This is a genomic window from Sphaerisporangium sp. NPDC049003, from assembly GCF_043197795.1.
Taxonomy (GTDB): domain Bacteria; phylum Actinomycetota; class Actinomycetes; order Streptosporangiales; family Streptosporangiaceae; genus Sphaerisporangium.
Genome location: NZ_JBICTU010000030.1, coordinates 14,450 through 31,988 on the forward strand (window position 1 = coordinate 14,450; position 17,539 = coordinate 31,988).

General features: G+C 70.7%; 15 protein-coding genes. 9 read left to right on the forward strand and 6 right to left on the reverse strand.

All coding sequences use genetic code 11. The features are described from left to right. Positions 1 to 45 precede the first annotated feature (45 nt). Positions 46 to 1,920, forward strand: a complete 1,875-nt coding sequence (locus ACGFIV_RS29005) for an ABC transporter ATP-binding protein (RefSeq protein WP_392838229.1) — start codon at positions 46 to 48, stop codon at positions 1,918 to 1,920. Between the two features lie 73 nt (positions 1,921 to 1,993). On the opposite strand, the gene ACGFIV_RS29010 is transcribed toward ACGFIV_RS29005, so the two are convergent. Continuing rightward, positions 1,994 to 2,878, reverse strand: coding sequence for a sulfotransferase (locus tag ACGFIV_RS29010; RefSeq protein ID WP_358562283.1), 885 nt, complete (start codon positions 2,876 to 2,878; stop codon positions 1,994 to 1,996). A 185-nt stretch (positions 2,879 to 3,063) separates the two neighbouring features. Here ACGFIV_RS29010 and ACGFIV_RS29015 point away from each other — a divergent pair, with 185 nt between their 5' ends. Next, positions 3,064 to 3,990: an LD-carboxypeptidase gene (locus tag ACGFIV_RS29015; RefSeq protein WP_392838230.1), complete on the forward strand. Its 927-nt coding sequence runs from the start codon at positions 3,064 to 3,066 to the stop codon at positions 3,988 to 3,990. Positions 3,991 to 4,032: 42 nt separating this feature from the next. After that, a complete protein-coding gene (locus tag ACGFIV_RS29020; RefSeq protein WP_392838231.1) occupies positions 4,033 to 4,938 on the forward strand; it encodes a hypothetical protein in 906 nt (301 codons plus the stop codon). 26 nt (positions 4,939 to 4,964) lie between these two features. On the opposite strand, the gene ACGFIV_RS29025 is transcribed toward ACGFIV_RS29020, so the two are convergent. Beyond that, entirely contained in the window at positions 4,965 to 6,773 is a 1,809-nt protein-coding gene (locus ACGFIV_RS29025; protein WP_358556562.1) for a glycoside hydrolase family 15 protein, read from the reverse strand. Positions 6,774 to 6,830: 57 nt separating this feature from the next. Then, the gene (locus ACGFIV_RS29030; RefSeq protein ID WP_358556565.1) at positions 6,831 to 7,436 is read right to left on the reverse strand and encodes a hypothetical protein; all 606 of its coding nucleotides are present in this window, start codon (positions 7,434 to 7,436) and stop codon (positions 6,831 to 6,833) included. A 62-nt stretch (positions 7,437 to 7,498) separates the two neighbouring features. Between ACGFIV_RS29030 and ACGFIV_RS29035 the strand changes: the two genes are divergently transcribed. Next, positions 7,499 to 8,950, forward strand: a complete 1,452-nt coding sequence (locus tag ACGFIV_RS29035) for a PLP-dependent aminotransferase family protein (RefSeq protein ID WP_358556568.1) — start codon at positions 7,499 to 7,501, stop codon at positions 8,948 to 8,950. Between the two features lie 4 nt (positions 8,951 to 8,954). Here the strand turns inward: ACGFIV_RS29035 and ACGFIV_RS29040 are convergent, their stop codons facing one another. Beyond that, on the reverse strand, positions 8,955 to 10,439 hold the full coding sequence (locus ACGFIV_RS29040; protein ID WP_358556571.1) for an oligopeptide:H+ symporter: 1,485 nt from the start codon (positions 10,437 to 10,439) through the stop codon (positions 8,955 to 8,957). A gap of 261 nt (positions 10,440 to 10,700) precedes the next feature. On the opposite strand from ACGFIV_RS29040, the gene ACGFIV_RS29045 reads away from it, so the two are divergent. The 4 genes from ACGFIV_RS29045 (at position 10,701) to ACGFIV_RS29060 (ending at position 15,189) form a co-directional block, all read left to right on the forward strand. After that, positions 10,701 to 12,542 (forward strand): AMP-dependent synthetase/ligase, encoded by a 1,842-nt coding sequence (locus tag ACGFIV_RS29045; protein WP_392838232.1) that lies wholly within the window; start codon positions 10,701 to 10,703, stop codon positions 12,540 to 12,542. A gap of 133 nt (positions 12,543 to 12,675) precedes the next feature. Further along, positions 12,676 to 13,521: a hypothetical protein gene (locus tag ACGFIV_RS29050; protein ID WP_392838233.1), complete on the forward strand. Its 846-nt coding sequence runs from the start codon at positions 12,676 to 12,678 to the stop codon at positions 13,519 to 13,521. A gap of 159 nt (positions 13,522 to 13,680) precedes the next feature. Continuing rightward, positions 13,681 to 14,514 carry a hypothetical protein gene (locus ACGFIV_RS29055; RefSeq protein ID WP_392838234.1) on the forward strand — a complete coding sequence of 278 codons (834 nt, stop codon included), beginning with the start codon at positions 13,681 to 13,683 and terminating at the stop codon, positions 14,512 to 14,514. A gap of 210 nt (positions 14,515 to 14,724) precedes the next feature. Next, positions 14,725 to 15,189, forward strand: a complete 465-nt coding sequence (locus ACGFIV_RS29060) for a cupin domain-containing protein (protein WP_358556582.1) — start codon at positions 14,725 to 14,727, stop codon at positions 15,187 to 15,189. On the opposite strand, the gene ACGFIV_RS29065 is transcribed toward ACGFIV_RS29060, so the two are convergent. Together ACGFIV_RS29065 and mihF are read right to left on the reverse strand one after the other, a co-directional pair. Further along, positions 15,186 to 15,521 carry a hypothetical protein gene (locus tag ACGFIV_RS29065; RefSeq protein WP_358556585.1) on the reverse strand — a complete coding sequence of 112 codons (336 nt, stop codon included), beginning with the start codon at positions 15,519 to 15,521 and terminating at the stop codon, positions 15,186 to 15,188. The two genes, ACGFIV_RS29060 and ACGFIV_RS29065, sit on opposite strands and share 4 nt — an antisense overlap. A gap of 144 nt (positions 15,522 to 15,665) precedes the next feature. Next, entirely contained in the window at positions 15,666 to 15,974 is a 309-nt protein-coding gene (gene mihF / locus ACGFIV_RS29070) for an integration host factor, actinobacterial type (protein WP_358556588.1), read from the reverse strand. 256 nt (positions 15,975 to 16,230) lie between these two features. On the opposite strand from mihF, the gene ACGFIV_RS29075 reads away from it, so the two are divergent. Beyond that, positions 16,231 to 17,505: a M14 family metallopeptidase gene (locus tag ACGFIV_RS29075; RefSeq protein WP_358556590.1), complete on the forward strand. Its 1,275-nt coding sequence runs from the start codon at positions 16,231 to 16,233 to the stop codon at positions 17,503 to 17,505. The last annotated feature ends 34 nt before the right edge of the window (positions 17,506 to 17,539 follow it).

The window sequence follows — 17,539 nt, forward strand, 5'->3', positions numbered from 1 at the left end:
GCGCCCGTACCGGGCACACGGGGAGAGGACCGGCGAAGGACGACGATGGCGATGTTGGGCGGGGGATACGGGCCGCAGGTGATGCGGTCCCTGCGGCGTGACAGCTCGGTGACCAAGGAGCGGCTCACGCCGGGCACGGTGCCGCGCATCGCCCGGTACGCCAAGCCGTACCGGTGGCAGATCGCCGCCTTCCTCGGGCTGGTCGTGCTCGACGCGACCATCGTCATCGCCAACCCGCTGCTGCTGAAATCGATCATCGACCAGGGCATCATCCCGCGCCGCACCGACGTGGTCATGACGCTCGCCCTGGTCATCGCGGGCCTGGCCCTGCTGGACGCCGGGCTCGGGCTGGCCCAGCGCTGGTTCTCCTCGCGCATCGGTGAGGGGCTGATCTACGACCTGCGCACCGAGGTCTTCGACCACGTGCAGCGCATGCCCGTGGCCTTCTTCATGCGCGCCCAGACCGGCGCGCTGGTCTCCCGGCTGAACAGCGACGTCATCGGCGCCCAGCGCGCCATCACGAGCACGCTGTCGGCCGTGGTGTCCAACGTGGTGAGCCTGGTGATGGTGCTCGGCGCCATGCTGATCCTCTCGTGGCAGGTCACGCTGGCCGCCCTCGTCCTGCTGCCGATCTTCATCTTCCCCGCCCGGCTGGTCGGCCGGCGCATGTCCAAGCTGACCCGCGAGCAGATGCAGCTCGACGCCGAGATGAGCTCGGTGATGACCGAGCGCTTCAACGTGGCCGGGGCCATGGTCGCCAAGCTGTACGGGCGCCCGGAGGACGAGGCGGACAACTTCGGCTACCGCGCCGGCAGGGTGCGCGACGTGGGCATCACGGTGGGCATGTACGGCACGGTCTTCCGGGTCGCGCTCGGCCTGGTCGCCGCGCTCGCGACCGCCTTCGTGTACGGCGCGGGCGGCGTGCTGGTCGTCAACGGCACCTTCGAGATAGGCACCCTGGTCGCCCTCGCCGCGATGCTCATGCGCCTGTACGGCCCGCTGACCAGCCTGTCCAACGTCCACGTGGACGTGATGACCGCCCTGGTCAGCTTCGACCGGGTGTTCGAGGTCCTCGATCTCAAGCCGATGGTCGCCGAGAGCCCGGACGCCCGGCCGCTGCCGGGCGGGCCTGCCACCATCGAGTTCGACGACGTCCAGTTCCGCTACCCGGCCGCCGAGGAGGTCTCGCTGGCGTCCCTGGAGTCGGTCGCGCGGCCCGACACCGGCCCGAGCCAGGAGGTGCTGAACGGCGTCGGCTTCACCGCCCGTCCCGGCGAGCTCATCGCGCTGGTCGGGCATTCGGGCGCGGGCAAGACCACCATCACCTCGCTGGTCTCCCGCCTGTACGACGTGACAGGCGGCGCGGTGCGGGTCAACGGCGTGGACGTGCGCGACGCCACCCTCGCGTCCCTGCGCGACACCGTGGGCGTCGTGACGCAGGACGCCCACCTGTTCCACGACACGATCGGCGCCAACCTGCGCTATGCCCGTCCGGGGGCGACCGACGAGGAGATCTGGGAGGCGTTGCGCGCCGCGCAGATCGGCGAGCTGATCGAGGCGCTGCCCGACGGCCTGGACACGGTCGTCGGCGACCGGGGATACCGGCTGTCGGGGGGAGAGAAGCAGCGGGTCGCGCTCGCCCGGCTGCTGCTGAAGGCTCCGCGCGTCGTCGTGCTCGACGAGGCCACCGCGCACCTGGACTCCGAGTCGGAGGCCGCCGTCCAGCGGGCGCTCAAGACGGCCCTCGCGGGCAGGACCTCGCTGGTCATCGCCCACCGGCTCTCCACGATCCGCGAGGCCGACACGATCCTGGTCGTCCAGGACGGCCATGTGGTCGAGCGGGGCCGCCACGACGAGCTGCTCGCCGCCAAGGGAGCCTACGCCGAGCTCTACCGCACCCAGTTCGAACAGCAGAGGTGACCGCTCCACCCCGCCGGTCCGGCCGGCGCGGGTGCCTTCTGGCGCTCGCGGCGGAGGTGAGCCGGGGCGGGTCTCAGATGTAGCCGAGCCGGGTCAGCTCGTCCTTGGCGATCTTCTCCACCAGCGCGACGTCGTCGGGCCTGAGACGGGCGCGCCACGCGCCCACCTTGGGGGCGGTCGTGCCGTACAGCGCCACCTTGGAGACCCGGGTCTCCAGGAAGCCGGAGATCGTCGCGATCGTCTCCCCGGGGGAGGCGGCCATGTCCTCGTAGCGGACCGTCAGGAGCTGGTCGCGGGGGACCTCCTGGCGGAGCGCGGCGCTCAGGCGGACGGCGCTGCGCCAGCGCAGGGCGCACTTGCCGGCCGGCTCCATCACCGTCCACTTGTCGCGGTGCTCGCTGGAGTTGACGCCGAGGAACGGGTTCGGGAACTCGGTCTCGTCGCTGAGCATGCTCGGCCGGGACCAGCTCATGGAGGCCCGGTCGGCGAGCATGTCGGCGGTGACGTCCCTGCCGTCGCGGATGAGCTGGACGAACCGGGCATCGGGGAACGCCTGGAGCAGAACCGGCGCGCTGTACAGAAGGTCGGGGTTGGCGTCGCCGAACCTGACGACGCCGCCGGGGGAGGCGCACGGGCCCGGCCCGGTGACGGCGCCCGCCTCGCGGCACGCCGCCGGGCACTCGGCGCAGGCGCCGGGGACGATCTGCCAGGCCTCGGCGAGCGCGTCGCGGAGCACCCGGACCGCGCCGCCGCCCTTCCTGCGCATGATGGAGGGCCGTCGCGCGAACGCGTACACCACGTGCGCGACCGCCGCCCTGCCCATGGTCAGGTGGAAGCCGGGGGAGCGTTTGAGGGCACGCGCGAGGAGATCCGCGCCGGAGTGCGGGGCGCCGAGCACGAACACCGGCCTACGGACCTTGATGCCGTTGACCACGAGAATGTGGGTCGGGGGTCGCATAAGTGAGGACAGTCTGACACCCTTTGCGAGGTGAACGAACCGGCCACGCCCCGCCCGTCGGTGGCACATGGCGTCACCTGGGTAAGCCTACTCACCGCGGCAGGTGTTTCATCCGATTCGGGGATGTTCGCCGCCGGTGGACCAGGGCCGCGCCACCCGCGCCCCGACCTTCGCGGAGCGTCCCGATGACCAGCCACCGGCTCTGGATCCCGGCCCGGCTCCGTCCCGGCGACCGGGTGGCCATCGTCGCGCCCTCGGGGCCCGTCGACCCGGTGCGCCTGGCACGGGGACGCCAGGTCCTCACCGAGATCGGCCTGGACGTCGTCGTCATGCCGAGGGTGCTCAACCGGCGGGGATACCTCGCGGGCTCCGACGCGGGCCGGGCGGCCGACCTGCAGGAGGCGTGGTGCGACCCGGAGGTCCGGGCGGTGATCTGCGCGCGGGGCGGCTACGGCGCCACCCGCCTGCTCGACCTGCTCGACTGGCCCGCCATGGAGGCCGCCCGGCCCAAGATCCTGCTCGGGTCGAGCGACGTCACCGCCCTGCACCAGGCGTTCGCCGTACGGCTGGGCGTGGCGAGCTGCTTCGGGCCGATGCCGGCCTGCCAGACCCTGGGCGACGACGAAGGGCCCGAGCGGGCCTCGCTCGACCACCTGTGCTCGTCGCTGTTCGAGATGGAGATGCCGGCCCCGGTCGCCGGTGACCGGGTGATCGTGCCCGGCCACGCCGAGGGCCCGCTCACCGGGGGCAACCTGTCGCTGCTCGCGGCCCTGTGCGGGACCCCCTACGCCCTGAGGGCCCAGGGGCACATCGTGCTGCTGGAGGACGTCGGCGAGGAGCCGTACCGTATCGACCGCATGCTCACCCAGCTGCTCCAGGCCGGATGCCTGAACGGCGCCCTCGGCATCGTGCTCGCCTCGTGGGTGGGGTGCGGGGACCCGATGGGGGTGCTGGTCGAGCGGCTGGCGCCGCTGGAGGTCCCCATGATCGCCGGGGTGCCCATCGGGCACGGAACCCCACAGTTCACCGCATGGATGGGGGCGGACGCGGTCATTGATACCGAATCGTGCTCTTTGACTTGCCTGTTCCGCGACCCTGCTACGGCACTGTAGCGCTGGTCCGGGGGAAGACAGCGGTCAGTAGGGAGCCTGCGTGTGGGCTTGTTCAGGCGGTACCGGAACCGGCGGGCCGGCGCGCGACGGCGCCCGATCGAAGACGTGGACCTCGACTCGCTTCTGGCGCTCGTGGCCGACAGCCTCGGCTACGCCTACGAGTTCGAGGCCGACGGGTCGGCCCTGCTCCTGTCCGGGCCCCGCGACATCACGGTGCGGCTGACCGGGCTGCGCCGCGAGGCGGGGCGCCGCTCCCGCGAGGACTGGCCCACGCTGGTGTCCGGCCACCTGGCCCGTACGGTCGCCCGTGCCGGCGACCTGCCCGACGTATGCGACCTCGCCGAGATCCGCCCGCTGCTGCGCACGCGCGTCGTGCTCGCCGACGGCCTGGAGGACGACCCGTCCCGGCTGATCGGCCGCCACGTCGGCTCCGACCTGGTCGAGATCCTCACGGTGTCCGGCCGTCCGGTGCGCCCCGAGGAGGCCTTCTGCTGGCCGGTCACCCCGGCCGAGGCCCTGGACCTGGCGGCGGAGAACGTGCTGGCGGACGAGAAGCTGTCGGCCGAGCGCGCCGACCTCGACGGGACCCCGGCCTGGATCATGACGGGGTCGACGGTGAGCGCCGCCGTGCACCTGCGCAGGATCCAGGACTACCTGCTGGTCTCGCCCGACGGCCTCATGGTCGCCTTCCCCCATCCCGGGGAGATGGTCGTCCATCCCATAGACGGGCTGTCGGTGATGCGCGCCATCGAACGGCTGTGGATGATCGCCCGCCGGGAGTACGGCTCGCGCGACGACGGCCTCAGCCCCCACGTCTACTGGTGGAACCACGGGCGGCTGACCCGCATCCAGGCCGATCTGGTCATCCAGGACGGCCAGCGCCGCCTCGTCGTCGCCCCGCCCCCCGAGTTCGCCCGCCTGCTCTCCGACCTCGCCCAGGGAAGCTAACCTCGCCCAGGGAAGCTGACGGCCGGCTAGTCGCCGAGGAGCTCGGCGTAGCGGGGGGTGCAGCTGGACCGCGACAGCGTGTGGGCGGTGTGGATCAGCGGGACGTGGCTGAAGGCCTGCGGGAAGTTGCCGACCAGGCGGCCGTAGCGCGGGTCGTACTCCTCGGCGAGCAGGCCCACGTCGTTGCGCAGCGACAGCAGCTTCTCGAACAGCTCGACCGCCTCGGGCCGCCTGCCGATCATGGCCCGTGCCTCGGCCAGCCAGAAGCTGCACGCCAGGAACGCCCCCTCCCCGCCCGCGAGGCCGTCGACGGAGTTGGCCTGGGCGATCGGGTAGCGCAGCACGAAGTCGTCGGACATCAGCTCGCGCTCGATGGCGTCGATGGTGCCGACGACGCGGGGATCGGCGGCGGGCAGGAACCCGGTCTGCGGTATCAGCAGCAGCGACGCGTCCAGCTCGCGCGAGCCGTACGACTGGGTGAAGGTGTTCCTGATCGGGTCGAAGCCCTTCTCCATGACCTCGGCGTGGATGCGGTCGCGCAGCGCGCGCCAGCGCTCCAGCGGGCCGTTCTGGCCGAACCGCTCGATCTGCCGGATGGAACGGTCGGCGGCGACCCAGGCCATCACCTTGGAGTGGACGAAGTGCCTGCGCGGCCCCCGCACCTCCCACAGCCCCTCGTCGGGCTCGTCCCAGTGGGATTCGAGGAAGTCCATCAGCGAGCGCTGGATCGCCCAGGTGCGGGAGATCGAGGTGAGCCCCGACGCGCGCGACAGGTAGAGGCAGTTCATCACCTCGCCGTAGACGTCGAGCTGGAGCTGGTTGACGGCGGCGTTGCCGATGCGCACCGGGCGGGAGTCCTCGTAGCCGTCGAGCCAGGAGAGCTCCATCTCGGGCAGGCGGCGCTCGCCCGCCACGCCGTACATGATCTGGAGGTCCTGGGGGCGGCCGGCGATGGCGCGCAGCAGCCACTCGCGCCAGTCGCGCGCCTCCTCGACGTACCCGGCGCCGATGAGCGCGTCGAGCGTCATCGTGGCGTCGCGCAGCCAGCAGTAGCGGTAGTCCCAGTTGCGGACCCCGCCGAGGTCCTCGGGCAGGGAGGTCGTGGCCGCCGCCACGATGCCGCCGGTGGGAGCGTAGGTCAGCGCCTTCAGCGTGATGAGCGAGCGGACTACCGCGTCACGCCACTGCTTCTCGGCCCGTGGCTCGCACTGGGCGACCCACTCGGCCCACATCTTGCCGGTCTCTTCGAGCTCCTTGATCGGGTCGATCTGCTCGGGCTTGGGCGAGTGGGAGGGGTGCCAGGTGAACACGAAGGGCAGCCGGTCGCCGGCCGACATCCTGAACGTCGCCCGGTGGGCGTAGTCACCGCCCTGGAGCGGGACGGGGGAGTGCAGCCAGGCGGAGTCGGGCCCGCCGACCGCCTGCAGCAGCCCGTCGTTGCGGCGCACCCAGGGCACGATGCGGCCGTAGTCGAAGCGGATGCGGATCTGCGTGGCCATCTCGACGCTGCCCGCGAGGCACTCGACGACGCGGACCAGGTCGGGGTTGGCGTGCCGGGGAGGCATGAAGTCGGTGACCCGCACCGTGCCGCCCTCGGTGTCCCACTCGGTCTCAAGGATCAGCGTGTTCTCGCGGTAGCGGCGCCGGGTGCTGAGCCGGCGTTCGGGCCCTGCGGGACCGAGCCACCAGTGACCGTTGCGATCGTCGCCGAGCATTCCCGCGAAGCAGGCGGGGGAGTCGAAACGGGGCAGGCAGAGCCAGTCGATCGAGCCGTCGCGCCCGACGAGGGCGGCCGACTGCATGTCGCCGATGATGGCGTAGTCCTCGATCCGCATGCCCGTCACGCTAGTACGGTTCGGCCGCCGGGGCGCGCGGGTCGCCCTCGGCGGGGGTCATCGCCGGGGGCGCATGAGCGGCATGAAGAACTGCGTGAGGGGCCCGATCGCGAGGGCGAACACGACGGTGCCGACGCCGACGGTGCCGCCGAGCAGCCAGCCGGCGGCGAGCACGGTCAGCTCGATCAGGGTGCGTGCCGTGCGGATCGACAGCCCGAGGCGGACGAGGCCGGTCATCAGGCCGTCCCGGGGGCCCGGCCCCATGCCCGCGCCGATGTAGAGCCCGGTGGCGGCTGCCACGAACACCACGGCGGCCAGCAGGTAGACCCAGCGCACCGCCAGGGCGTCCGGCGTGGGGGCCAGCCGGATCGTCAGGTCGGCGAAGAGCCCGAGGAAGACGATGTTGCTCACCGTGCCGATCCCGGGACGCTGCCTCAGCGGGATCCAGAAGACCATCACGACGGCGCCGACCAGGATGATCCAGGTCCCGATCGACCAGCCGGTGCGGACGGCCAGACCCTGGTGGAACACGTCCCACGGGTCGTTGCCGAGCCCGGACTCGACCTGCAGGCCGATCCCGGCGCCGTAGAGCGCCAGCCCGGCGTACAGGCGGAGCAGGCGGTTGGGGATCGATCCCAGGTGGGGGAGGGAGATTTCGCTCATGATGCGCCAATAATCCGATGCCATTGGTTGCATATAAAGGGCCAATCGGAGAAAGTGGCTTGATGGAGCGTTACCTCAGCGGGCCGCAGCTCGCCAGGCTCGTCGAGGTCCCCCGGGACGCCCGGCCGTACTACCGGGCGCTGGCACAGGCGGTGCGCACGCTGATCCTCGACGGGCGCCTGCCCACGCGGCTGCGCATGCCCGCCGAACGCCATCTGGCCGAGGCGCTCGGCGTCAGCCGCACCACCGTCACCACCGCCTACGACCGGCTGCGCGAGCAGGGGTTCCTCGACAGCCGCCAGGGCGCGGGGAGCTGGACGGCGCTGCCCGAGCCGAGCGCGCTGCTGGGCACGGAGAACCCGTGGATCGCCCCCGACGACGACGGCCTGCTCCCGCTGCACTGCGCGGCCCCGCCCGCCACCGGCCTGCTGCCGGACGCCGTGGCCGCCGCGACCGAGGCCTACCCTCGTTTCGGCCTCGGCACGGGCTACGAGCCGGTGGGCGTGCGCCCGCTGCGCGAGGCCATCGCCGCCCGTTACGGCGCCCGGGGCCTCGCCACCCGTCCCGACCAGATCCTCGTCACCGTGGGAGCGCAGCACGCCGTCCACCTGGTCATGACGCTGCTGGCCGGGCAGGGCGACCCGGTGCTGGTCGAGTCCCCGACGTATCCGCACGCGCTGGACGCGGCCCGGATGCGCGGCGCGCGGCTCGTCCCGGTGGGCATAGCGGACGACGGCTGGCACCTCGACCTGGTGACCTGCGCGATGCGCCAGTCGGCGGCGCGGCTCGCCTACGTCATCCCCGACTTCCAGAACCCCACGGGGCACCTGATGGGCGACGCCGACCGGGCCGCGCTGGTGGGCGCCGCGCGACGGTACGACACGACGCTGGTGGTGGACGAGAGCTGGGCCGAGCTGGCCATCGACGAGGTGCCCGCGACCTCTCCGCTGGCGGCCTTCGACACCGACGGCCGGGTGATCAGCATCGGGTCGGCCTCCAAGCTGTGGTGGGGCGGCCTGCGCATCGGCTGGATCCGGGCCACGGCCGCGCTGATCCGCCGCCTGGCCGTGCTCCGCGCCGCCGTGGACATCGCCTCGCCGCTCTTCGAGCAACTCGTGGTGGCCCACCTGTTCGAGCGCATCGAGGAGACCAGGGCCGAGCGCAGCCGCACGCTCGGGGCGTCACGGTCGGCGCTGGTCGAGGTGCTCCGCGAGGAGCTTCCCGAGTGGGGGTTCACCGTGCCGAAGGGTGGCGGCTCGCTGTGGGTGCGGCTGGACTCCCCGATCGCCACACCGCTCGCCGACGCCGCGGCGGCCCACGGCGTACGGCTGGCGCCCGGCCCGTGGTTCGGCGCGGAGGGCACGCTGGAGCGCTACATGCGCCTGCCGTTCACCATGCCGCCGCACGCGCTCGCCGAGGCGGCGCGCCGCCTGGCCGCCGCCAGGGCCCTCGCCTCGTCGCCGGGCTCCCCGGTCGCCGCGCGTCCTGGAGTCCCGCTGACGCCGACGCTGTGAGGGCTCAGCCCCGCTCCTCGCCCATCAGGACGCGGAGCCTGTGGGAGAACCCGAGCAGGACGACGGCCGCCGCGAGCGCGATGGCGGCGAGCGTGAGGAAGTACACCGGCGAGGACACGTACTTCAGCAGCCGCGCCGTCTGGCCCCCGATGGCGTCCCCGACGGCGAACGACAGGTACCACACGCCGAGCATCTGGCTCCTGAAGGCGTGCGGGGCCAGTTCCACGGTGACCGACAGGCCGACCGGGCTGAGGGACAGCTCGCCGAACACCTGCACGAGGTACACCAGGAACAGCCACCAGACCGAGACCCTGCCGAACTCCGCCAGGTGGGCCACCAGCGCCATCACCACGAAGCTCACGCCGATCATGAACAGCCCGAAGGCGAACTTCTGGGCGGCCCCCACCCGGTCGCCGAGCCTCACCCACAGGACGGCGAAGATCGGCACGAAGATCATGATGAGCAGCGGGTTGAACGACTGCGTGGTGGCGGCAGTGATGCGATGGCCGAAGATCCGCAGGTCGGTCTTGGACGCCGCGAACTCGTTCAGCACGGTCGGGGCCAGGTCGTAGATCATCCAGAAGATCGCGGCAGCGACGAACAGCCAGATGTAGGCCTTCATCTTCAACCGCTCGTCGGCCGTCAGGTTGTGGCTGCCGAGCAGGATGTAGGCGAAGTAGGCCACCGGGACCATGATCGTGAGAATGGTCAGCGCGACGGTGAAACGGTCGACCGTGAGCGTGTCGGTCGCCGCCCACAGGGCGATCGCCACCACCGCGACGGTCAGGCCGATCACGGTGATGAGTGCGAAGTGCCGGCGTTCCCCGGGGGTCAGGCGGTGCCCGGGCGTCTCCCCGACGCCCCGCAGGTGCCGGCCGCCGAGGACGTACTGGGTCAGGCCGATCGCCATGCCGACCGCCGCGGCGCCGAAGCCCAGATGCCAGCGGTCGTCCTTGGCGAGGTTGCTGACCACGTACGGGGCGATGAAGGCGCCGAGGTTGATGCCCAGGTAGAAGATGGAGAAGCCCGCGTCGCGCCGGGCGTTCTCGCCCTCGGGGTAGAGCGCGCCGACCATCGTGGAGATGTTCGGCTTGAGCAGCCCGGTGCCGAGCACGATCAGGGCGAGCCCGAGCCAGATCAGCGCGGCCCCCCTGATCGGGACGGCCATGCAGATGTGGCCGAGCATGATGATCGAGCCGCCGACGAGCACGGCCCTGCGCGCCCCGAGGAGGCGGTCGGCGATCCAGCCGCCCGGCAGCGCCAGCAGGTAGACGAGCGCGCTGTAGACCCCGACGACGGCGGTCGCGGTGGGCTTGGGCAGCCCGAGGCCGCCCCCGGCCGCGGTGGCGATGAGGAAGAAGTACAGGATGGCGCGCAGCCCGTAGAAGCTGAACCGCTCCCACATCTCGGTGAGGAAGAGCGTGATGATGCCGCGCGGGTGCCCGAAGACCGTCTTGTCCCGCGCGCGCTCCCCGACCTCTCCGGCCATGCCGGTACGCCCCCGTCCCGCGGCAGCCGGCGCGCTGACCGCCAAAGCGTCGACTGACCTGTTTATTGATAAACGTCCTGAATATCCCAATTTGTAGGGATATTTCTGGCTCGCTGATCACTCTTCGTGATGGAGTGAATGCCCATAGGCCGGAGCGGGCAAGCATGGTCGTTCTTCTCACTTCCCGGGGCTTGTCTCCGGCGAAGCGCGTGTGGTGCGATGCATGCCACTCGTGCAAGTGGGCACTTCTGGAGGCGTGAGATGGCCGACCCCCGGGTCCTTGCGGAACGTTCCGAGATCGAGCAGGAGATCGCCGGCCACACCATCTGCGAACAGCTCAAGCTCACGGCGGAGCGCTTCCCCGACGCGCCCGCCTACTCCGACCCCGCCGAGGACGGCTGGACGACCCTGACCTACGGCGAGGCCCGGCGGCGGGTGCTCGCGATCGCCGCCGGCTTCTCGGCCCTCGGCCTCGCTCGCGGCGAGGCCGTCGCGCTCATGATGGTGAACCGCAGCGAGCACGTGCTGGCCGACCTCGGCGCGGTCCACGCCGGAGGCGTGGCCTGCTCGGTGTACGCGACCTTCGCCCCCGACCAGGTCGCCTTCGTCGCCAAGGACGTCGACGCCCGCATCGTGGTGCTCGGAGGCGCGGCCGACCTCGCGCGCTGGGAGCCGATCCTCGGCGACCTGCCCGGCCTGCGCAAGGTCATCCTCCTTGAGGACGCCCCCGACGGCGAGCTGTTCATGAGCTGGGACGACTTCCTGGCGTTCGGAGAGAGCGCGCTCGCCGCCGACCCCGGCGCGGCGGAGGCGCGGGCCGCCGCCGTCACCGCCGGCGACGTGCTCAGCGTGCTCTACACCTCGGGGACCACGGGCAACCCCAAGGGCGTGCCGCTGACCCACTCCAACATCATCTTCGAGGTCGTCGCCACCGACCGCGTGACGCGGCTTCCGAGCCACGGCCCGCAGATCTCCTACCTCACCTACGCCCACATCGCCGAGCGCGTGCTCAGCCTCTACGTGCCGCTGTTCAAGGTCTCGCACGTCCACTTCTGCACCGACCTGGCCCAGCTCGGCACCGTGCTCGGCCAGGTCAAGCCGATGCTGTTCTTCGGCGTGCCGAGGGTCTACGAGAAGATGATGGCCCGCCTGCAGGCGCTGCTCAGCACCCAGCCCGAGGAGCAGCAGGAGAACGTCCGCGCCTGCATGGCCGCCGGGCTCGCCTACGTCGAAGGCTCGCAGTACGGCCAGGTCCCGAGCCCGGAGGTCGCCGCGGCGTACGAGCGCGCCGACGCGGCGCTGCTGTCGATCATCCGGTCCATGATCGGACTCGACGACGCGCGCTGGCTCGCCACCGCCGCCGCCCCGATGCCGCCCGAGGTCCAGCGCTTCTTCGCCGGGTTCGGCCTGAAGGTGATCGACGTGTACGGGATGACCGAGACCAGCGGCGCGTTCACGGCCAACAGCCCCGAGGTGTTCAAACTCGGCACGGTCGGCCGCCCCGGCCTCGGCGTCGAGGTGCGCATCGCCGACGACGGCGAGATCCTCACGCGGAGCCCCGTGAACACCAAGGGCTACCTCAACCGCCCCGAGGCCAGCGCCGAGCTCATCGACGAGGACGGCTGGCTGCACACCGGCGACGTCGGCTCCATCGACGACGACGGCTTCGTGCGCATCGTCGATCGCAAGAAGGAGCTCATCATCACCGCCGGGGGCGAGAACATCTCCCCCGCCAACACCGAGAGCTTCCTCAAGGAGCACCCGCTCGTCGGCCAGGCGCTGGTGTACGGCGACCGCAGGCCGTACGTCGTGGCGATCCTCACCCTCGACGGCGAGGTGGCCCCCGCGTGGGCTCAGGGACGCGGCATCGAGTTCACCTCGCTGGCCCTGCTCGCCGAGCACCCCGACGTGGTCAAGGAGGTCGAGGCGGCCGTCGCGGTCGCCAACGGGAAGCTCGCGCGCGTCCAGCAGGTCAAGAAGTGGCGGCTGCTGCCCGGCGAGTGGACCGCCGAGACCGAGGAGCTCACGCCGAGCCTCAAGCTCAAGCGCCGCGTCATCCACGCCAAGTACGCCGAGGTGATCGAGGAGATGTACGAGGGCTGACCCCGGGCGGCGGCGCGCGCCCCCGTTCGCCCGGCTTTCCGCCGGTACCTGCGGCCCGCGCGCCCGCCGTTTTGCCGGGGGAGGAGTGTGTCGGCCCCCAGGGCGTTACCCCTCGGTCCCTAGCCTCCAGGCCATGACCATGAGACGTTTGCTCACGTCGTCGGCGGTGGGGCTGGCCGCGCTCACGGTCCTGGCGGAGGCGCCCCCCTGCCTCGCCGGACGGACGCCGGAGCCGCCCCCGCCCGCAGGGGACCGGCCCGCCATCCGGTCGGTGCGGGTCCATCCGCGTACCCCGGTGGCCGGGCCCAAGGGCGCGGTGAGGCTGGTGGTCGAGGTGGTGGCCAGGGGCGTGGCCGGCCCGAATGGGGTGACCCTGCGGGTGGAGCCCGGCGGGCGGCGGGGCCGCTCCCATCCCTCCACCCCGTCCCGCCTCGGGGGCGGCACGCCCTGGGCTCCCGGCGGCCCCAGCCCCCTGGCCCCCCGCGACGCCGAGGGCCCGGTGCCCGTCGCCGGGCAGGGCGGCCAGGGGTGGGAGATGTGGAGGTTCAACCCTCCCGTCGGCCTCACCCGGTGGTACCCCTCGGGCCGGTGGCGGGCGATCGCGACCGCCAGGAACGCGCGGGGCGCGCGCGTCACCGCGTCCGCGTCGTTCCTGTTCAAGAAGGCGACGACGCTCAGCGGGATCCAGGTGGGCCGCGTGAGGAAGCGGGCGCGGGCCGTACGGCTGAGCGGGACGCTCATGCGCGTCGACCCGACCGGCAGGTTCGACTACTGGTCCTTCCCGAGGCAGCGCGTGACGTTGCAGCTCAGAACGCACGGCAAAGGACCGTGGAAGACCGTGGCCAAGGCCAGGACCAATGGGGACGGCCACTTCACCAGGCGAGTAAAGCGGGCACGTGGCACGTGGCGCGTCTTCTATCCAGGAACACACCATTACGCCCATATTTCGGCCTTGGTGAGACATGTGGCTCATAATTAGGACAAACGGTCATATATCTGGGCATGTGAGATAGTAAAGTGTCCAATTTGTGATCATTTTCTGGGAGTTTCCTGGCAACTTTTTGATGCCTTAAAGCGTCTATGACGTAGGCACACCCCCAATTGGGATGCCTTTCTCTACGGGGAGAGGAAGTTCCGCATGATGAAACGCATCGCTACCGCCCTGGTAGCGGCCGCCATGGGCGCTTCGGCGTTCAGTGTGGCGGCGCCGGCGCTGGCGGATGCAGCGCCGGAGTCCACCGCGGTGAGCATCGAGTCCATCAGGGTGACCCCGGACCCGGTGGTCATCCGTGGAAACGATCACGTCGCGGTGACGGCCACGGTCGAGACCGTGGGCGCCGAGGACGTGAAGTTCGACTTCGAGCCGACGGGACGGGGTGGGCAGCCCGACTGCAACCCCTGCCCGGGGGCCGCGAAGGCGTCCAGTGGCGAGTCGAAGACCTGGGCCAGGACGATCGTTCTCGACCGGCACGATCCGGACGGGAAGTGGGTCGTCTACGTCGAGGCCACCGGCAAGGACGGCAAGGTCGCGAGGGCCAAGTCCTCCTTCTACGTGAAGGTCGCGCAGGACCAGTACCGTGGTCCGCGCGCGACGCGGATCACGGGGTTCGACGCGAGCCCCGAGCCCGTCAAGAAGGGTCGCAAGCTGTCGCTCTCGGGCAAGCTTGAGACGGCCCGGTGCTACGGCGACTGGTGGTGGGACGGCGACGCCTACGTTGTGGGCGGCAACCGTTGCCACGACGACTACCGCTGGCACAGCTGGCGTCAGCTCGGCTGGCAGAACATCAAGGTGTACTTCCACCCGGCACACGGTGGCAAGTGGGAGTACGTCGACACGATCGAGACCAACCCGGACGGAAGCTTCTACACGAAGATCCCGGCCTACTGGTCCGGCACGTGGAAGGTCGTGTTCGAGGGCTCGCGCGGCCTGTACGGGTCGTCGGCGACCGACTACGTGAAGGTCGTCCGCTAGTCCTTGCTCTGATCGACCGGACGCCCGGCCCCTGGAACTCCCAGGAGCCGGGCGTTCCGGCCGTTCAGGGCCGTTGTGGGGCCGCTGTGGACCGCTGTGGGCCCGTCCCCGCCGAACCCCGGGACGCGAGCGGCCGGCCGTCCGTCCTATCCTTCGAAATGGGCGCGCCGACGGGGGCGTCCGAAGGGGATCCGGGAGGGGGAGAGCGCCATGTCCGAAGGCCACGCCGCATCAGGGGATCCGTTCCACCGGCGCCTTCACCACGTGGGGCCCGGCGATCTCAGCGCCGAGACGGCCCAGACCGCCGGTATGTCCCGCCGTGCCGCCATCAGCGACACCACCGTGGGGTCGAGCAGGCTGTGGATGGGGCAGACCCACGTCGCCCCCGCCACCGTCTCGGCCAACCACCACCACGGCGACTCCGAGACCGCCATCTACGTGGTCAGCGGGACGCCGTCGTTCGTCTTCCTCGACCTCGACGGCGACGAGCCGCGCGAGGTGCGCATCGAGGCCCGGCCGGGCGACTACGTCTTCGTGCCGCCGTTCGTGCCCCACCGCGAGGAGAACCCCGACCCGGACAACGAGGCCGTCGTCGTGATCGCGCGCAGCACCCAGGAGGCGATCGTGGTGAACCTTCCCGACCTCCGCCCGCCCGCGGGGGACGCGGGGGCCTAGGCCTCCGGCGCGGCCGGGTCGTCCCGCCGCTCCGGCAGGGCCTCGATGCCCCGCGCGAGCTCCAGGGCCGTCAGGTCGAGCGCGCTCAGCGTGAAGATGTTCGCGATCTGCTCAAGGGGCATCCCGGTGTCCCCGAGCTGGGTCATCGTGACCGCGGTCCGCAGGAAGACGCGGCCGATGACCACCTCGTCCACGTCGGGCATGTCCTTGCGGAAGAAGTCGGCGAGCTGCTGACCCACCTCGCGGTCGGCGTGGACTCGTGGATCGTTGAGCTCGGGGCTGGACAGGATGTCAACCAGATCCCTGCGCTCGTCTTCCGTGAGCTTGCTCAAAGGTCGCCTCCCGCAGCGATGTCGTTATTGGGAGACTATGCGCTCGGGACTCTTGGGAAAATGCCTCCGGTCCTCCGATGATCGGCTGGCGTAGGGACGATCGGACGTCCGTCCCTGCCGCCGGCCGGATCAGGAAGGGCACGCTCAGGACGAGACGGCGTCGACAAGCTTGCGACGCTGCTGGACGCCGAGGCCGCCGATGCGCCGCTTGTCGTCGACGCCGGCGCGCTCCATCAGCGCGGCGGCCTTGGTCGGGCCGATGCCCGAGAGGGCGCGGAGAGCCTGGGAGACCTTGATCTTCTTCGCGGTGTCGTCCTCGCGCTTGAGGAGCTCGGCCAGGGTCAGGTCGCCGGTCTTCAGCTGGGCCAGAAGCGCGGCGCGGGCCTGCCGGGCCTCGGTCGCCTTGACCAGGGCCGCCTGGCGCTGTTCGGGGGTGAGAACGGGGAGGGCCATGGGGGTTCTCCTTGGGGGGTCGATGTCGTGTAGGGCCGTGTGACCGGCCGTTACTGCGGTCGGCAAGTGTGTTACCCCCACTACGGGCGTTAATCATGGTTCTGCGGGTCGATGCCACGATCTGAGTGGATCTGTCCCTGCGGGGCGCAATCCGTACAAGTCCTGAAATTTGGGCCTTCTAAGTTCGGACGGATGACCTGACTCTCAGTGCAGGCGCGTGACAAACCCCAGAGCGCGCGCCTGAGGGAGGAATCAGGTGAGACGTCGTCTGCTCATCGGGCTGGCGGTCCTGGCGCTGTTGTGCGCGAGCGGGATCACCGGTGCGGGGGCCTCCTCGGAGCCGCTCCCGAGCAACCAGTATCGCGTCGAGGGCCCGAGCACGCCCCAGCAGCGGACCACGATCGCGGCGACCGGCGCCGCGATCGACGAGGTCACCGGCACGTCCGTCGTGGTCACCGCGTCGGAGACCGAGATCGCCGAGATCAAGCGGCTCGGCTACGCGGTCACGCGCATCCCGCGCCCGTTATCCCCGACCCTGCCCAAGCCGCAGGACTTCCCATCGGCCGACTCCGGGTACCACAACTACGCGGAGTTGACCACGCTGGTGAACCAGGTGGTCGCCGGCTATCCGTCCATCGCCAAGAAGTACAGCTACGGCACCTCCTACGGAGGCCGCGACCTGATCGCCGTCAAGATCAGTGACAACGTCGCGACCGACGAGAGCGAGCCCGAGGTGCTGTTCACCGCCCACCAGCACGCCCGTGAGCACCTGACCGTCGAGATGGCGATCTACCTGCTCAACCTGTTCACCGGCGGCTACGGATCCGACAGCAGGATCACCAACCTGGTGAACTCGCGGGAGATCTGGATCCTTCCCGACCTCAACCCCGACGGCGGCGAGTACGACATCGCCTCCGGCTCCTACCGCTCCTGGCGCAAGAACCGGCAGCCCAACTCCGGCTCCTCCTACGTGGGCACCGACCTCAACCGCAACTGGGCGTACAAGTGGGGCTGCTGCGGCGGATCCTCCGGCTCCACCTCCAGCGAGACCTACCGGGGCGCGTCCGCGGAGTCGGCGCCCGAGGTGAAGGCGGTGGCCGACTTCGTGCGCGGCCGGGTCGTCGGCGGCAAGCAGCAGATCAAGTCCAACATCGACTTCCACACCTACTCCGAGCTGATCCTGTGGCCGTACGGCTACACCTACAGCGACACCGCGACCGGCCTGACCCAGGACGACCACGACGCGTTCGCCACCCTCGGCCAGAACATGGCCGGCACCAACGGCTACACCGCGCAGCAGGCCAGCGACCTCTACATCACCGACGGCTCCATCGACGACTGGCTGTGGGGCACCTACAAGATCTTCAGCTATACCTTCGAGATGTACCCGAGGGGCTCCTCGCCGGGCTTCTACCCGCCGGACGAGCAGATCGTGACCCAGACCACGCGCAACAAGGAGGCGGTGCTCCGGTTCCTGGAGTACTCCGACTGCGTCTACCGCATCATCGGCAAGGCCGCGCAGTACTGCTGAGCGCGCGCGCCCGCAAGACCCTCTGAGGACCATC